A 16,747-nucleotide genomic window follows, 5' to 3' on the forward strand; every position below is an offset into this window, starting at 1 on the left:
AAAGAAAAAGAGCTGTGCGAAAGCAGCTCTTTTTTGTGTGTAAATAATACCTTGCCGAATTGGCAAGGTATTATAGTTTTACTTTATTTTGTTTGCTTAGAAGTTGATTCAGTTTCTTTTGCATTGACTGTACTTCTTGTACCTATCATAACTAAATAGCATAGTACAGCAAACAGGCAAGAAATGAAGAGCGAATGTAATAATGCCATTGCTAAACTAGCATTTGTAAATACGACCAAAATTCCTACTATAGCTTGAAGTGTAACAAGGATAAATGAAATAATCCATCCCCAGTATACTACACGCTGCTGCTTGTAATGGCGAATAGCGATAATCATCGCATATAGTATCCAAGCGAAAATTAACATCGCTGCAACTCTATGTCCCATTTGAACCCACTCATGTAGTTGAGTTGGCATAGGTCTACTTTTGCTACATAAAGGGAAGTCTGGACAGGCTAAGGTAGCTCGTTCGTGACGTACTAAAGCTCCTGTGTAGACAACGATATAACTGTAAATTGTTACACCATAAATATGAAATTTCATTTTTTTGTCCATAATAAGTGAACGTGCATCAAATTTCTGATCAATTTCAAAAATAAGACACGTTAACAAGATGACAGAAGCAAATGAAATTAAGGAAATACCGAAATGAATAGCTAATACAGCAGGCATTTGACCCCAAACAACCGCCGCCGCCCCCATTAATGCTTGTGCAACTAAAAATACGAAGGATAAAATTGCTAACGTCTTTGTTTCGCGCACATGTTTATAATATTTCCAGGACAAGATACAAAGAAGAGTAACAAGGATTCCGGCTGATCCAGATGTTAAGCGGTGACTTAGCTCAATAATAGTCTCCATTGATAAATTAGATGGAACAAATTCACCGTTACAAAGAGGCCATGATTTGCCGCATCCTTGGCCTGAACCCGTTTTTGTAACTAAAGCGCCTCCTAGTAAAACTACTAATAAATCGAGACTTGTAATGACTGCTAACCATTTAATAAAGCGTTGCAATCTCTTTCACCATCTTTCTGCTATGAAGTTATTGCGAAATATTTTCATTCCATTATGTATAGAATAAAACGTGCTACAGTCCTATGATATATAAAAAATAATAAAATAGCAAAGAAATGGAGGGCGAGGACAACGTACGTATTATAAAGAAAAAAATGGGATTTAAAATACATATTTTAGGAGGAATTCAGGCTATTTTGAAAAGAAATGGGGAGAATACATGCTAAATATGACAAAATAGTTTATTATAGAAGATAACATCATGTTATGATAAGGATAAATTAGAATAAAGTTTTTTAATGTTTGACACAAAAAGTTCATGTTTTCTTCACAAAATGTTCGGGAAATGTGATTTAATATATTGGAGTATGGGCGTAGATTAGTAGTAGAATGGGTTAACAATATTTCTACTGTAATAATATTGCTATATAGAAGCGAAATATTTCACATGAAATATATGCTTAGAAAGATGATAGGTTTAAGAGGGGGTTAAAGTGATGAACCATGCAACAAGTGAGCTGCATGATGAGTCAGCTGTTTCAATTGTACCGGAAACAACTCGGTTACAAGATTTATCAGCGCTCGTTAAAATGGGGATTGTAAACTCAAATACACTTACTGTATTTACAGGATTTTGGTTGGCTTTACATTTTAATGGATTGAGTGTTATGGACAATCTAGATAAGTTATTTTTCACAATCGTTGGTTCGGCATTAATTATGGCAGGGGTATGTTGTTTAAATAACTACATTGACCGAGATATCGATCCATTAATGGAAAGAACAAAAAACCGTCCAACGGTAACAGGTAAATATAAACCTGGCTTTGCACTTGCATTTGGACTTGTAATTTTACTTCTTGGCTTTGTATTTTTATTACTTACTACACCGATGGCAGTGTTAATCTCATTTATTGGTGCCTTCACATATGTTGTTTTATATACGTTATGGACGAAGAGAAAATATACGTTAAATACTGTTGTAGGTAGTATATCAGGAGCAGTTCCACCTTTAATTGGATGGGCGGCAATTGATCCGTCTTTAAATCATCCAATTGCTTGGATGTTATTTTTAATTATGTTTATTTGGCAAATCCCACATTTCCTCGCATTAGCGATGAAGCGTGTTGATGAATATCGAAATGCAGGAATCCCAATGCTTCCTGTTGTACAGGGATTTGATATTACGAAACGTCAGATTATGATTTGGACAGTATGTTTATTACCACTACCATTTTATATGAGTGGACTTGGAATAACATTCATGGTAATTGCAACATTGCTTAACATCGGATGGATCGCATTAGGGCTTTATGGCTTCCGTCAGCAAGATGACATCAAGTGGTCCGTAAAAATGTTTGTTTATTCCCTGAATTACTTAACAATCTTATTTGTGTCAATGATTGTAGTTACATTCTTCTAAGACAACGACATGATTGGATTTCTTTACGTTGAGATTTACTTTACTTAACTATAAAGTACAATCTAATTCACAAAGAAAGTGGGGGTTGTTTGTATGAAGAAACAGTGGCGACTGCTTTCGTTCGTTTCACTGCTGGCTTTACTGTTAGGGGGATGCGGTAAAGCTTTTCAGTCTACTTTAATTCCGCAAGGGGAAGTAGCAAAAATGCAATATGATTTGCTCTTGCTAGCGAGTGCAATCATGGTAGGAGTAGTACTTGTAGTTACTATTATTTTCTTATATGTAATTGTGCGTTTCCGACAAAAAAAGGGTGAGGAAGATTATATTCCAGAGCAAGTTGAAGGAAATCACAAACTAGAAATTATATGGACAGTCATTCCGATTATTCTTTTGTTAATCTTGGCTGTTCCGACTGTTACATATACATTCAAGCTTGCTGATGTAAGTGCGATGGAGAAAAAGAATATTGATAAAGATACTATCGTTGTTGATGTAACAGCGAATCTTTATTGGTGGGAATTTTCTTATAAATCAGAAAAAATAGTAACTTCTCAAGATTTAGTTATCCCCACAGGTAAGAAAGTGTATTTGAATTTGAAGGGTGCCGATATTAAACATTCGTTTTGGGTTCCATCTTTAGCTGGGAAAATGGATACAAATACAGATAATGTAAACAAAATGTGGTTAAAGGCAGATAAATCGGGCACTTATAATGGTTTTTGTACAGAATTTTGTGGCCCATCACATTCTTTAATGCAGTTCAAAGTGAAAGCTCTGGATGAAAGCGAGTACAAAAAGTGGCTTGCTGACATGAAGAAGATTGATGGAAAAAAAGAAGTAGCTTCTACAAAGGCGCAAGAGGGTCAAGAAATATTTAATAAAAGCTGTATTGGTTGTCATGCAGTTGGATCAAATGATAGTAGACCACCTTCTGCTCGTATCGCACCGAACTTAGCAAACTTCGCAGATCGCGATATGGTTGCTGGTATTGCCGAAAATAATGAAGAGAACTTAAAAAAATGGCTCAAAGATCCTGAAAATATGAAACCAGGTAATAAAATGACTGGTAAATATGGCAACTTAACGGATGATCAAATTAATGCATTAAATGCATATTTACAAACGTTAAAGATTGAAAAATAAAGAGGGATCATTTGCGAAGGGGAGGTTGAAAACGTGAGTTCTGTAGCAAAAAAACAGGGGATGGGTGCTGTCATATGGGATTATTTAACGACAGTAGACCATAAAAAGATTGCCATTCTCTATTTAATTGCAGGTGGATTGTTTTTTGTAATAGGTGGAATAGAAGCACTATTTATTCGCCTGCAGTTAGCGATTCCTAACAATGCTTTTCTTGTTGGGGATGCTTATAATCAAGTATTAACGATGCACGGTACAACAATGATTTTCCTCGCAGCTATGCCACTCGTGTTTGCATTTATGAACGCCGCTGTACCACTTCAAATTGGAGCACGTGATGTGGCGTTCCCGTTTTTGAATTCGCTCGGATTTTGGTTATTTTTCTTTGGTGGATTATTTTTAAATTTAAGTTGGTTTTTAGGAGGAGCGCCTGATGCAGGGTGGACATCGTATGCATCTTTAGCTTTAGCCTCTAAAGGACATGGTGTTGATTTTTATGTACTCGGCTTGCAAATATCAGGTATTGGTACATTAATTGGAGGTATTAACTTCCTTGTTACAATTATTAATATGCGCGCGCCAGGGATGACGTACATGCGCATGCCGATGTTTACATGGACAACATTTGTAACATCTTCACTTATTTTATTTGCATTTCCACCATTAACTGTAGGATTAGGACTTTTAATGTTAGATCGTTTATTTGGCACAAGTTTCTTTAATCCGGCACTTGGTGGGAACACGATTATATGGGAGCATTTATTCTGGATCTTCGGTCATCCGGAAGTATACATTCTTATACTCCCAGCTTTCGGAATATTCTCAGAAATCTTCGCCACATTTTCGAAAAAACGATTATTCGGTTATTCCTCTATGGTGTTCGCGACAGTATTAATAGGGTTTTTAGGATTTATGGTATGGGCGCATCATATGTTTACTGTTGGTCTTGGGCCTGTTGCAAATGCTATCTTCTCGGTTGCAACAATGGCGATTGCAGTTCCAACGGGTATTAAAATATTTAACTGGCTCTTTACAATGTGGGGTGGAAGTATTAGGTTTACAACACCAATGATGTGGGCGGTAGCTTTTATTCCATCCTTCGTTATGGGTGGAGTTACAGGTGTTATGCTTGCTTCTGCACCAGCTGATTATCAGTTTCATGATAATTATTTCGTAGTAGCACACTTTCATTATGTAATTGTTGGTGGTGTTGTATTTGGTTTACTTGCAGGTGCGCATTATTATTGGCCACTTATGTTTAATAAAGTATTAAATGAAACATTAGGTAAGATAACATTTTGGTTATTCTTTATCGGTTTCCATTTAACATTCTTTATTCAGCATTTCCTAGGTCTAATCGGTATGCCACGTCGTTACTACACATATCTTGAGGGCCAAGGGTTGGAAATGGGGAATATGATTAGTTCTATCGGAGCTGTGTTTATGGCTCTTGGAACGATTGTTCTTTTATTCAATGTAATAAAAACAACGGTATCAAAAGAGAAGGCTGGCCGTGATCCATGGGATGGACGTACATTAGAATGGACAATGCCAGCACCTACACCGGAATACAATTTTAAACAATTGCCATTTGTTCGCGGGTTAGATCCGTTTTGGATTGAAAAACGTGAAGGTAATAAAGAGATGACAGCAGCGGAACCAGTTGGTGATATTCATATGCCAAATGCTTCATTTTCACCATTTATCATTTCTCTAGGCTTATTCATAGCAGCATTCGGTGCGATGTATATGCAGGGTGGCAAAGATAAATTTTGGTTATTAGTAGCGATTATCGGTTTAATCATTACGTTTGGTACAATGTTCCTTCGTTCAGTAATTGATGATCATGGATATCATATTCATAAGGAAGATTTAGATGATAAGGGGGGCAAGGCGTAATGCATGTAGATGAGAAATTAACGAATGAAACATTTCCAGCAGAGCCTGAAAAAGCAACCCTTGAGGGGAAAAATAAGTTTGTTGGTTTTTGGTTATTTCTTGGAGGCGAAACAGTGTTGTTCGCTTCCTTATTTGGCACATATTTAGCGTTAAAGAACTCTACAAATGGTGGACCAACATCTCAAGAGATGTTTCAAATGCCACTCGTTTTCATTATGACGATGCTTTTGTTAACAAGTAGTTTAACGAGTGTATACGCAATGTATCATATGAAAAATTTTAACTTTAAGAAAATGCAACTTTGGTTACTTGTAACAGTGTTGCTTGGCTTAGGATTTTTGGGGTTTGAAATATATGAGTTTTATCATTATACGCATGAATTTAAGCATACTATGAGAAGTAGTGCATTTGGTTCTGCATTTTATGCTCTTGTTGGTACACACGGGCTCCACGTGTTGTTTGGATTATGTTGGATTTTAACATTAATCTTTAGAAACGCGAAGAGAGGCTTAAATTTATACAACGCACCAAAGTTTTATGTTGCATCAATTTATTGGCACTTTATTGACGTAGTTTGGGTGTTTATTTTCACTGTAGTATATTTGATGGGAATGGTGGGATAAACAATGGCGGTTAAGCAAACGAATAATCCTAAGGTGGATCTTGTTTATCGGAAGAGAAAAAGTGCAGAGGAAATGAAGCACCAAGTTGTTACATTTTCACTAATGATTTTTTTAACATTAGTTGCATTTGCAGCGGTGGCATATCCGAAAACATTTAGCCCGATTTTTTCGGTTCCATTTATATTATTGTTAGCAGTCATTCAAGTTATATTTCAGTTATATTATTTCATGCATATGAGTCATAAAGGGCATGAAGCGGCGAGTTTCTTCTTGTACTCTGGATTGTTAATTGGTTTATTAACAATATTAGCCTTTATGACAATTGTGTGGATTTAAACAGTGATAGTAGGGGGCTCTGATATATCAAAGCCCTCTTTTTATATGAAATATAAGAATTTTGAAAAGGTAGGTGTGAAAATGGAAAACTTATGGGTATTTGGTTTTCAAGCTTTATGGAGTCCAATTTTTTTATTATTTATGATCTCGATTCTTATTAGTTATTTTTTAATTATTGGACCGTATAGAACGCGATTTGAAAATGCGACGAAGGTAAGTAAGAAGCAAATTTTTTATTTTACGACCGGGATTGTTCTTTTGTATGTTGTAAAGGGAGGACCTATTGATTTAATTGGTCATATCATATTTAGTGCACATATGTTTGAGATGGCAGTAATGTATATTGCGGTGCCTCCGTTATTACTGCTTGGTATACCTGTTTGGTTATATCGTTATATTACTTCTTTTAAGTTCGTTCAAATTGTGATAAAGTTTTTTGCTAAGCCGCTTATTGCGTTGTTTGTATTTAATGGCCTGTTTTCCTTTTATCATTTGCCAATTGTTTTTGATGCAGTAAAACAAAGTCAAATAGCGCATCCTATTTGCCTTGCTATATTGTTTTTTGCAGCAATGATGATGTGGTGGCCGATGTTAAATCCACTGCCAGAATATCAAACTTTAAGTGATATTAAGAAGCTTGGTTACATGTTTGCTAATGGTATTTTATTAACGCCAGCTTGTGCGTTAATAATTTTTGCGACTGCACCATTATTTGCAACATATACAGATTCGGCCGCTTGGATGAAGGCAATGGAACTCTGTGTACCGGCGGGTACTTTATCAGATTTAAATATAACTGGACCAGAATTTTTACATTGGATGCCGGTAGTACAAGACCAGCAAACAGGTGGTATTATTATGAAAATTGTCCAGGAAATAGTGTACGGTACGATTATCGGTTATGTGTTCTTTAAATGGGCACGTAGAGAGCGTGAAAAGGATAAAGAGCAGTTGCAAGAGTTACCTCCTTATTTGCAGACGAAATAAAAACTAGCGCATCGTGTTAATGCGCTAGTTTTTTTTTGTTATTCAATAATTTGAAATTCTTTTAACTCTTTTTCAATATTTTGTAGGAGTTGTTCGCTTTTTTGAAGTACATTCGTTGGAAAAATCTCATCATCGCCATATTCAACGCCATGAGGATAATAATGTTTTCCTAATAAGGGTGGCAATAGTTTTACTTGAGCGTGTCTGCCGCCGATGTCACCTTCAACAGCAAAGCCTTGTACACGTAAATAATAAATATCCTTTAATATTTCAAATTTATAATCATATGTAACGCGTTCGTAATCCCATTGTCCGGCAAGTACAAAATGATTGTTTTCCATAATCTCAGTTAAAAGAGTTAGATCAACGACTGCATCAGTAAAGTTTGTATTTGTAAATTGCATAGAATACCTCCTTATTTTAATGTTAGTTCATTATTTTTATAATAGTACGAATAATAAGAAAGTGCAATTCGTATTGCGAGAAAAGGGATAATCCAGACTTTTTTCGTGAAAATATGATATAGTGAAAAGAGTACGGTACACACAAAAAAAGGAAATAAAAGGATTTGTGTATATCTCGATTTTATGCTTTGTTCAGGAGGTATATCGTTTGAAGAAATTATTGCGTATCGTAATGATTACATTTTTAATTTTAGCTGTTGATTTATACGGGAAGTTACTCGTGTCACAATATATATTAACCCCATCTCACTCTAAGCAAGAAAATAAAATTGTGAAAAAGAAGAAGCAAGTAAATGAAGAATCCACAGACACTGTTTTAAATATGCTTGGCGGGGACTCTGAGAATTTATTAGCGAAGTGGGGCGAACCATCTCGAATAGAGCCGTCTGCTTATGGATATGAATGGTGGGTGTATAATCAAGATTTAGCTCAGTATGTTCAATTTGGAGTTGCTGAACGTAAAGTTGTAACGGCGTATGTTGCTGGTGAGCAAGTTAAGGTGGCTCCCTATTATATAAATGAAAAGTATGAAGAGGTATATAAAAAGAATCCACTTTCACATGAGATTTCATTAAAAAGAGGAAAGAATAGTTATCAATTTGAGTTATCTGATACGGAAGTAATGGAACAACCGCTAGTACCTGTAGAAGATGGATGGGCACAATTATACTTTGATCACTTTACACATGAGCTTGTTGGTCTTCGTTATATGGATGATGAAACGTTATTACGACAAAGACCATATCAACTTGTTTATTCAGGTGAATTAATAGCGGAACAGCCGCTGACGCCAGAAAAAATGAAGCAAGTAGAAAATGGAAATATGCAACAAATTCTCGATTTAACAAATATTATTCGGAGTCGTCATCAATTACCGTTGTTAACATTGGATCAACAAACTGCAGATGTTGCATTTGGCCATAGTAAAGATATGAAGGATAATAATTATTTTTCGCACGATTCACCTACTTTTGGTACGTTAGGAGATCGCTTGCAACGTGGGCAAGTGGCTTTTCAACTTGCTGGTGAGAATATAGCGGCGCAACATAGTGATGGAATTGCGGCGGTACAGGGTTGGTTAAATAGTGAGGGGCATAGAAAGAATTTATTAAACGAACAATTTACTGGATTAGGTGTTGGGGTATATGATAAATTTTATACTCAAAACTTTATCCGAAAATAAAATGAAACTTTAATCAGTCGGGGCATCCTTCATTGATTATTAGTCTTCACCAATCGGGCTTTAATTGTCCACAAATAGGAAGATAAAAAGGTGCATGAATCGTCTAAAAATAGGCGAACCATGTGCCTTTTTTTTCTTACAATATAGTAGATATACATGAAGAGGTGAGGATTATGCCAACAACAAAAGGGCCGTTACATCCATCGGTTCAACAGTTTAAAGAGTTTGTAAACCATCACCCTAAAATGGTTCATGAGGTTAGAGGTGGTCAAAAAACATGGCAGCAATTTTATGAAGAATGGTACTTACTTGGTGAAGAAGATCAAATATGGACAGCATATAGACCTGATGGAGCACCTGCTTTTTCTTCGGTAAAAGAAAATAAAGAAGAAAAAGAAAATCGAACAGAAGAGGAAAAAACTGCTGATGTGATGGGGCAAATGCTTTCTTTCTTTAAAAAGCTAGACGTAGAACAAATGCAACATCATTTAGCAAATGTAACGAGTGCGATTGGTAGCGTGCAACAAGTTATTCAACAATTTCAAGGAAACCGTGCGCAGCAAGAACAAAGTACTTCTGAAAATAATCCTTTTTTCTTTCAAAAGGATTAGGGGGAAAGAGAATGAGAGCAGAGCTTATGGAGTTTATAAAAGCTGATGAGGATTTAGCTCGCTATATTCGGGAACAGCCATACTGGTACCGGAAATTGACGCGTAACCCAGAAGAAAAAGAAGCTTTTGAGTTAGCTGCCATGCAGCATTTCAAAAAAACGATACCAGATAAAGTGGAAAAATTTCAAAATCAATTGGCCGTTGCTTCAATTATGATTGATATGTTCCAGTATATGAAGCAGCAAAATACAACGTAATTGGAAGGGAAAACTATGTCCGTTATGCAAAACTTTTGTTACAATAGAATCGGATTATTTAAAAAAGGAGTTGCAGCATGACGGAAATTTGTTTAGTACGACATGGACAAACTGATTGGAACTTTCAAGAGATTATTCAAGGGCGCGAAGATATTCCACTCAATGAAGTTGGGAAGAAGCAAGCGAGTCAAAGTGCAGCTGCCTTGCAAGCGGAATCGTGGGATATAATTATAAGTAGCCCGTTAATTAGAGCGCAAGAAACAGCTAAGGAAATTGCTGGGGCTATTGGATTACCATCTATTTTATTAGATGAGCGATTTATGGAACGTAATTTTGGGGAAGCTTCTGGGAAACCAGTTGCGGCCGTTAGAGAGTTAATTACAGAAGGTAATGTAGAAGGAATGGAACAGGATGAAGAAATCGTAGAGCGCTGTTTTACGGCTTTCCAACAGGTTGCAGCAGCACATGGAGATAAACGTATTATCATTGTTGCGCATTCACATGCAATAAAAGCTATTTTACACGCAATTGCACCAAATGAAATTACATTTAAAACGCCGTTAAAAAACGCATGTATTAGCTACGTGAAAGAGAATAGCGGGAAATGGGATGTTCTTAAATATAATATTGCGGAGCATATTAGTGTATAAGAGTGCAAGGAGATTGTATGAAAAGTAATTAGAATCATATCTTTCTTTTAGGTGAGACACTTCAATTAGTAGTTCTGTTCCAAATGTGTTATGATGAATACTCGGAGGTGTCTCTCATGATTGTAGCGACGCTGGAAAGCGTATTGATTTTAGATAAGGCAGAGCAGCTTGCAAAAGCGATCATCTGTTCAGATATAGCAGAAGATTACCGTAAGTATTATAAGGATTTACAAGAAGATATAGAAGTCCAGACGCTAATTCAGCAATTTACAGCGATGAAAGAGCGATACGAAGAAGTGCAACGTTTTGGTAAATATCATCCTGATTATACTTTCGTTTCGACGAAAATGAGGGAATTAAAGCGTTCTGTAGATATGCATGATAAGGTTGCAACTTTTAAAAGAGCAGAAACAGCTTTACAGAAGTTATTAGATGAAGTTAGTGTAGCAATTGGTTCTGAGGTATCTTCTTCCGTTAAAGTTCCAACAGGAAATCCGTTTTTTGATGCGGGTGGCTGTGGCGGTGGTTGTGGTACCGGAGGCGGTTGTGGTTGTAAAAAAACGGGGTAATTTACCCCGTTTTTTAGAATATAGAAGAAAACGTATACAGAGTTTGTTCTTTAATGTCATAAATTTATGATTGGTTTTCATAAAATATAAGAATATAAGTTTTTAAAAGGAGAAGATGGAGAAGATTATGTTCGGGCAACGACAAAGTATGATTGTTTATTTACATTCATTGAAACATGCCAAGATTTTAAGGAAATATGGTAACATTCATTACATATCAAAACGTTTGAAATATGCCGTTGTATATTGTGATATGGAACAAATTGAGCATATGATGCAAAAATTGAATAAACTTCCTTTTGTAAAAAAAGTAGAACAGTCGTATCGCCCATTTTTAAAAACGGAATTCGAAAATTCGCGTCCTGATCGGGCAAAAGAATACGATTATAGCTAAGTAAAAAAATCCCCTGCTAAATTTAGCAGGGGATTTTTTACTTGAAATAACGTGTTATTTCATTGGAGGAATGAAATTGTTCATTCGTAAAATACCAATTAGATGATTAAAAAATAGTTCTTTTTCAGGGAAAGTTGTTGATGGTTTTACAGTAAAGGGAGTAACTTTTTTCCCTATTTGTTCCGCCATTTCTTCAAATAAAACGACACGTTTACTTTTTTTATTTTCAAGTACAGGAATGCCTTCACGACATATGTATAATGGTTGGAAATCACCAGTAGTTGTCGGTTTTAGTATTACAACAAGTGAACACACTTTTTTTTCGTTTTTTACAGTTTCGAATTGTAACATATGTGTTACACGTTCTTGGTTTGTTTTGGCAATTTCAAGTAATTCATATAAGTCAGAGTAGCCTTCTCCGAGTTCTATAAAGCGTTGAATCATATTTTTTCCTCCTCTTTCTTTTACTGTACCACCTCACTTTTTAAATGAAAAGTAGACAAATAAAAAAACCCTGCAAAGCAGGGCCCTTCTAATACTAGTATGTACTACTAGTAAGAAGGCAAAGGGAGAGGAGAAACCGGAGGAAGAACTTATGGGGAAACGTAAGTCTTCTCCGCGGTTGGCAACAACATCGAAAATGATGTTGTTATATTTATTTATGTCCAATCTAAAATGAAGATATACATAATGAAATTAAAATTTATGTTAGGCTTTTTATTTTTCTTTTTTTTATTTTATGATAGGATAAAAAAGGTAAAGTGGAACTGATGTACATAGAGGGTTGTTGCTTGCAAATAGTGAAATGGATATGAAAGAAATAGCGAGCGATTATTTTAACTGAGGTTTTCAATTAGTTAAATAACAGATTAATGAAAAAATGTATGAAATAGTATGAATCGGTAGCGGTTACCGAATTGAAATGAATTTGCTGTAATCGCTCTATAGATTGAAATAAAGGTAGTGACAACAGATGAGAGTAGTTTCAGGAAAATGTAAAGGGCACCCACTTAAAGCGGTACCTGGTAATACAACGCGTCCAACGACAGATAAAGTGAAAGAATCTATTTTTAATATGATAGGTCCTTATTATGATGGTGGTATCGCTCTTGATTTATTTGGTGGTAGCGGTGGTCTTGGAATTGAGGCCATAAGTAGAGGGATTGATAAAGCGATTTTTGTTGACCGAGATAGTAAAGCGATAAAAGTCATTCATCAAAATTTAGAAAGCTGTAGACTACAAGAACAAGCTGAAGTGTACCGAAATGATGCAGAGCGTGCGGTAAAGGCGCTTATAAAGCGTGAAATATCATTCGATCTTATACTAATAGACCCTCCATATAAAGCTCAAAAAATCGTGTCTTTAGTTAGTGTAATGGATCAACATGGATTGTTAAATAAAGATGGCATCATTATGGCAGAGCATGGAGATGACGTGGTTTTACCTGATTCTATAGGAGAACTTGTAAAAGTACGGGCAGAAAACTACGGGATTACAGCAATTTCGATTTATAAGTATGAAGGTGAGGGGACAGAATGACAAGTATAGCTATTTCTTCAGGGAGTTTTGATCCAATTACCCTTGGACATTTGGATATTATTAAAAGGGGAGCAAAAGTATTTGATGAAGTATATGTAGTTGTTTTAAACAATTCATCAAAAAAACCATTCTTTTCGGTAGAAGAACGCCTAGAGTTAATTCGAGAGGCGACAAAGGATATTCCGAATGTAAAAGTTGATTCACATAGTGGATTATTGGTGGAATATGCAAAAATGCGTAATGCAAATGCAATATTACGTGGTTTACGAGCAGTTTCTGATTTTGAATATGAGATGCAAATTACTTCAATGAATCGAAAACTAGACGAAAGTATCGAAACTTTCTTCATTATGACAAATAATCAATATTCATTTTTAAGTTCAAGTATTGTGAAAGAAGTTGCGAGATATGGTGGAAGTGTAGTAGACCTTGTTCCTCCGATTGTAGAGCGTGCTTTAAAAGAAAAGTTTAAAACCCCGTTAAAGTGAACGGGGTTTTTCTTTATAAATGCGTAAAAACAATAAGATGACATATAAATATAAACAAAATAAGGTGAAGATTGGTCCGTAGTGTATAAATGATGTCCAAATATCAGTTAGTGTATAAGAATGATTCAATAAAAATACGGGAAGATCTTCTTGCGTAGGCGAGAAAGAATGAACTTTTTCATAAAATGGTCCCCAAAATATAAAAGTGAAAATAGGAGCGAGAATACTTTGGATAATTCGAGCTAAAAAATATGGTTTAAAGCGGATATCTGTCTCCGCTAATATGCTTGCTACTTGTGCCTGAATAGAAAGACCGCTAAATGCTAAAATGAAGCTTGTTACCATCGCTTGTTGAAGAAGTGTTGATTCATTAATTTGACTAATCATTTGGCTTCCGAGCGTCATTTCAAAAATACCGGATAATATCGGAATACTAAATTGGGATGTAAGTTGGAAGAATGATAAAATATGTTGCATAATAAAAGAAAGCGCTTCTGTAATTTTGAAAACAGTAATCATTTTATTTAAAACAGAGAATAAAATAATAAACCCACCAATCATGAGCAATGTTTGAATAGAAGAAACGATAGCGTCACCGAGTAGTTTTCCGATTGGTCTTTTTTCTTGCATACGTGTTTGGTGGAGGATGGAAAAAGGGTTTTGAAAGGCACGCTTTTGATTCGTATGTTTGTCTTTTATGTAAGTATCGTTATTACCATAAAAGCGCATAAGTAATCCGACGATAAAGTTACTTATATAATGTGCTGCTGCTAATACGAGTCCTAATTTCGGATTATTGAAAAAACCAATAGAAACCGCTCCGAAAATAAAAAGTGGATTAGAAGAATTTGTGAAAGATACGAGTCGTTCCGCTTCAATTTGTGTTAGTTGATTGCTCTTGCGTAGTCTAGCGCTTAATTTGGCGCCAGCGGGGAATCCTGAAGCCATTCCCATTGCCCAAACAAATCCGCCTACCCCTGGAACACGAAACAGTGGACGCATTAGTGGTTCTAATATAACACCGATAAATTTTACAATACCAATACTGATTAGAAGTTCCGCAATGATGAAAAACGGTAGTAGTGAAGGGAATACAACTTCCCACCATATATTTAACCCGCGAATTGAAGCTTGCAAAGCATCTTGGGGGTGAAGTACAAGAGAAAAGGTTAAAAACAACATTGATATGGTAAGAAAAGCAGTTTTCCATTTTTCGTACATGTAAGAAAATCCCCCTTTGTCCCAAAAACGTTCATTTCAGTATACGTGGATATGTGGTGAATTTAGACCATAAGTATGAAAAAGGAATGAAAAAAATTAAAGGGTGAGAAAAATGAAGGAACCAAAAATCGGTTTAGCGCTTGGATCCGGAGGTGCAAAAGGTTTTGCTCACATAGGGGTAATAAAAGTGTTAAGGGAAGCTGGCATCCCTATTCACATGATAGCAGGTAGTAGTATAGGAGCGTTAATTGGTACATTTTATGCAGCGAGTTGTGACGTTGAAAGACTGTATAGATTGGCCGCTGTTTTTAAAAGGAAATATTATTTGGATTTTACAGTTCCTAAAATGGGATTTATTGCTGGAAAACGTATTAAAGATATGATTAAAATGTTTACATATAATAAAAATTTAGAAGAGTTAGATATCCCGACAGCTGTTGTGGCTACTGACATTTTGAAGGGGGAGAAAGTTGTTTTTACAAGTGGTCCGATTGCGGAGGCGGTTCGAGCTAGTATATCTGTACCAGGGGTGTTTGTTCCAGAAAAAATAGATGGCCGCTTATTAGTGGATGGAGGGGTAATTGACCGTATTCCCGTATCGGTTGTAAAAGATTTAGGTGCTGATATTGTTATTGCTGTTGATGTATCTCCAATTAAGGTGAATGGAGAGGTTACATCGATTTATGATGTAATTATGCAAAGTATTGAAATTATGCAACATGAACTTGTGATGAATCGGCAAATAGCATCAGATTTAATGATGCGGCCAGCAGTGGAACAATTTAGTTCGCGTGCTTTTACACATATTGAAGACATTATTAGGGTCGGAGAAGTGGAAGCGGAACAACATATTTCAAACATTTATTTACTAATTGAGCAGTGGAAGGAGAAGCATAATGTTTAAGCGTTTTCGGTTTATATATGCAATTTTAATAGGGGTTATATTGGCGATGCTACTTGTTTATGTGCGCTTGCCGTATTATGTGACAAAACCAGGTATGGCCGCGAAATTAGCGCCGTACGTGCAAGTTGACGGTGGAACTAAAGAGTCTGGTGATTTCATGCTTGTCACTGTCTCAATGGGACCTGCTAATGTGGTGAACTTAATAGCCGCGCAATTTAATAAATATACACACGTTTCGAAGGCGGAAGAAATATTGCAAAAAGGCGAGAGTGATGAAGAATATCAATTTCGCCAAAATTATGCAATGAAAGATTCGCAAAATGCAGCAATCTATAATGCTTATAAACGTGCAAATCGCTCTGTTTCTTTTGAAAATAAAGGTGTACTAGTTGCTGGTGTAGCAAAGGGTATGCCGTCAGAGGGAAAGCTTAAGCTTGGAGATGTTATTATAGCTGTCGATGGAAAAATATTCGACAAGACGGAACAATTTATTGAGTATATGACAGGGAAAAAAGAAGGGGACACAGTAAATATTGAATACAAGCGGGGCGGAAAACAGTTTAAAGAAAATTTAAATGTAAAGACGATCCCTAATGGGAATGGACGCGTCGGTATAGGGGTCTCTATCGTTACGGAAAGAGAGTTAGTAGTAGATCCGAAAGTGAAAATTGATTCCCATGAAATAGGCGGTCCATCAGCGGGGTTAATGTTTACACTAGAAATTTATAATCAGCTCGTTGAAGAAGATTTAACAAACGGACATGAAATAGCTGGAACAGGTACAATCAATGATAAAGGAGAAATTGGTCCAATTGGTGGTATTCAGCAAAAAGTAGTAGCTGCTAGTGATGCGGGAGCTGAAGTGTTTTTTGCGCCAAATGAAAAAGGTGTAGAGAAATCGAATTATAAAGATGCTCTTGAAGCTGCGAAAGATATTAAAACGAAGATGAAAATTGTACCGGTGGACACACTGGATGATGCATTAACGTATTTGGAAAAAATGGGTGAAACAAAGTAAACCTCTCTGAAGAAGAGAGGTTT

General features: G+C 35.9%; 20 protein-coding genes. 16 read left to right on the forward strand and 4 right to left on the reverse strand.

The window, feature by feature from the left end:
* Positions 1-83: 83 nt before the first annotated feature.
* Positions 84-1,019 carry a heme A synthase gene (gene ctaA, locus NSS74_RS04705; protein ID WP_002088309.1) on the reverse strand — a complete coding sequence of 312 codons (936 nt, stop codon included), beginning with the start codon at positions 1,017-1,019 and terminating at the stop codon, positions 84-86.
* A 497-nt stretch (positions 1,020-1,516) separates the two neighbouring features.
* Here ctaA and cyoE point away from each other — a divergent pair, with 497 nt between their 5' ends.
* The 6 genes from cyoE (at position 1,517) to ctaG (ending at position 7,425) form a co-directional block, all read left to right on the forward strand.
* Positions 1,517-2,440, forward strand: a complete 924-nt coding sequence (gene cyoE, locus NSS74_RS04710; protein WP_002142959.1) for a heme o synthase — start codon at positions 1,517-1,519, stop codon at positions 2,438-2,440.
* A 93-nt stretch (positions 2,441-2,533) separates the two neighbouring features.
* Positions 2,534-3,583 (forward strand): cytochrome c oxidase subunit II, encoded by a 1,050-nt coding sequence (gene coxB, locus NSS74_RS04715; RefSeq protein WP_002088304.1) that lies wholly within the window; start codon positions 2,534-2,536, stop codon positions 3,581-3,583.
* 60 nt (positions 3,584-3,643) lie between these two features.
* Positions 3,644-5,479 (forward strand): cytochrome c oxidase subunit I, encoded by a 1,836-nt coding sequence (gene ctaD, locus NSS74_RS04720; protein ID WP_002014777.1) that lies wholly within the window; start codon positions 3,644-3,646, stop codon positions 5,477-5,479.
* A complete protein-coding gene (gene ctaE / locus NSS74_RS04725; protein ID WP_000557861.1) occupies positions 5,479-6,102 on the forward strand; it encodes a cytochrome c oxidase subunit III in 624 nt (207 codons plus the stop codon). Before ctaD ends, ctaE begins: the two co-directional genes overlap by 1 nt.
* 3 nt (positions 6,103-6,105) lie before the next feature.
* The gene (ctaF, locus tag NSS74_RS04730) at positions 6,106-6,438 is read left to right on the forward strand and encodes a cytochrome c oxidase subunit IVB (protein ID WP_002014776.1); all 333 of its coding nucleotides are present in this window, start codon (positions 6,106-6,108) and stop codon (positions 6,436-6,438) included.
* An 81-nt stretch (positions 6,439-6,519) separates the two neighbouring features.
* A complete protein-coding gene (gene ctaG / locus NSS74_RS04735; protein ID WP_012261616.1) occupies positions 6,520-7,425 on the forward strand; it encodes a cytochrome c oxidase assembly factor CtaG in 906 nt (301 codons plus the stop codon).
* A gap of 38 nt (positions 7,426-7,463) precedes the next feature.
* Here ctaG and NSS74_RS04740 read toward each other — a convergent pair whose 3' ends face one another.
* Positions 7,464-7,829 (reverse strand): YugN family protein, encoded by a 366-nt coding sequence (locus NSS74_RS04740; protein WP_002014773.1) that lies wholly within the window; start codon positions 7,827-7,829, stop codon positions 7,464-7,466.
* A gap of 208 nt (positions 7,830-8,037) precedes the next feature.
* Here NSS74_RS04740 and NSS74_RS04745 point away from each other — a divergent pair, with 208 nt between their 5' ends.
* The 6 genes from NSS74_RS04745 (at position 8,038) to NSS74_RS04770 (ending at position 11,553) form a co-directional block, all read left to right on the forward strand.
* Positions 8,038-9,072 (forward strand): CAP domain-containing protein, encoded by a 1,035-nt coding sequence (locus NSS74_RS04745; protein WP_002142956.1) that lies wholly within the window; start codon positions 8,038-8,040, stop codon positions 9,070-9,072.
* Positions 9,073-9,245: 173 nt separating this feature from the next.
* A complete protein-coding gene (locus tag NSS74_RS04750) occupies positions 9,246-9,683 on the forward strand; it encodes a YlbD family protein (protein ID WP_002014771.1) in 438 nt (145 codons plus the stop codon).
* Between the two features lie 11 nt (positions 9,684-9,694).
* Positions 9,695-9,940, forward strand: coding sequence for a YlbE-like family protein (locus NSS74_RS04755; RefSeq protein WP_002014770.1), 246 nt, complete (start codon positions 9,695-9,697; stop codon positions 9,938-9,940).
* Positions 9,941-10,017: 77 nt separating this feature from the next.
* A complete protein-coding gene (locus tag NSS74_RS04760) occupies positions 10,018-10,590 on the forward strand; it encodes a histidine phosphatase family protein (RefSeq protein WP_002142954.1) in 573 nt (190 codons plus the stop codon).
* A gap of 116 nt (positions 10,591-10,706) precedes the next feature.
* Positions 10,707-11,159: a YlbF family regulator gene (locus NSS74_RS04765; protein WP_002014765.1), complete on the forward strand. Its 453-nt coding sequence runs from the start codon at positions 10,707-10,709 to the stop codon at positions 11,157-11,159.
* 127 nt (positions 11,160-11,286) lie between these two features.
* Positions 11,287-11,553, forward strand: coding sequence for a YlbG family protein (locus tag NSS74_RS04770; protein WP_002088292.1), 267 nt, complete (start codon positions 11,287-11,289; stop codon positions 11,551-11,553).
* Between the two features lie 54 nt (positions 11,554-11,607).
* On the opposite strand, the gene NSS74_RS04775 is transcribed toward NSS74_RS04770, so the two are convergent.
* Complete coding sequence (locus NSS74_RS04775; protein WP_002014762.1) at positions 11,608-11,997, reverse strand: DUF7147 family protein; 390 nt, start codon at positions 11,995-11,997, stop codon at positions 11,608-11,610.
* Positions 11,998-12,526: 529 nt separating this feature from the next.
* Here NSS74_RS04775 and rsmD point away from each other — a divergent pair.
* Together rsmD and coaD are read left to right on the forward strand one after the other, a co-directional pair.
* Positions 12,527-13,093 (forward strand): 16S rRNA (guanine(966)-N(2))-methyltransferase RsmD, encoded by a 567-nt coding sequence (gene rsmD, locus NSS74_RS04780; RefSeq protein ID WP_001266992.1) that lies wholly within the window; start codon positions 12,527-12,529, stop codon positions 13,091-13,093.
* On the forward strand, positions 13,090-13,581 hold the full coding sequence (coaD, locus tag NSS74_RS04785) for a pantetheine-phosphate adenylyltransferase (RefSeq protein WP_002142952.1): 492 nt from the start codon (positions 13,090-13,092) through the stop codon (positions 13,579-13,581). Before rsmD ends, coaD begins: the two co-directional genes overlap by 4 nt.
* Here coaD and ylbJ read toward each other — a convergent pair.
* Positions 13,573-14,802, reverse strand: coding sequence for a sporulation integral membrane protein YlbJ (gene ylbJ / locus NSS74_RS04790; RefSeq protein WP_002142951.1), 1,230 nt, complete (start codon positions 14,800-14,802; stop codon positions 13,573-13,575). The two genes, coaD and ylbJ, sit on opposite strands and share 9 nt — an antisense overlap.
* Positions 14,803-14,914: 112 nt before the next feature.
* Between ylbJ and NSS74_RS04795 the strand changes: the two genes are divergently transcribed.
* Together NSS74_RS04795 and NSS74_RS04800 are read left to right on the forward strand one after the other, a co-directional pair.
* Positions 14,915-15,706 carry a patatin-like phospholipase family protein gene (locus tag NSS74_RS04795; RefSeq protein WP_002138096.1) on the forward strand — a complete coding sequence of 264 codons (792 nt, stop codon included), beginning with the start codon at positions 14,915-14,917 and terminating at the stop codon, positions 15,704-15,706.
* Complete coding sequence (locus NSS74_RS04800) at positions 15,699-16,724, forward strand: SepM family pheromone-processing serine protease (protein ID WP_002142950.1); 1,026 nt, start codon at positions 15,699-15,701, stop codon at positions 16,722-16,724. Before NSS74_RS04795 ends, NSS74_RS04800 begins: the two co-directional genes overlap by 8 nt.
* Positions 16,725-16,747: the final 23 nt, after the last annotated feature.

Source organism: Bacillus sp. FSL E2-8868, assembly GCF_038005505.1.
In the GTDB taxonomy this organism is placed as follows: Bacteria; Bacillota; Bacilli; order Bacillales; family Bacillaceae_G; genus Bacillus_A; species Bacillus_A mycoides.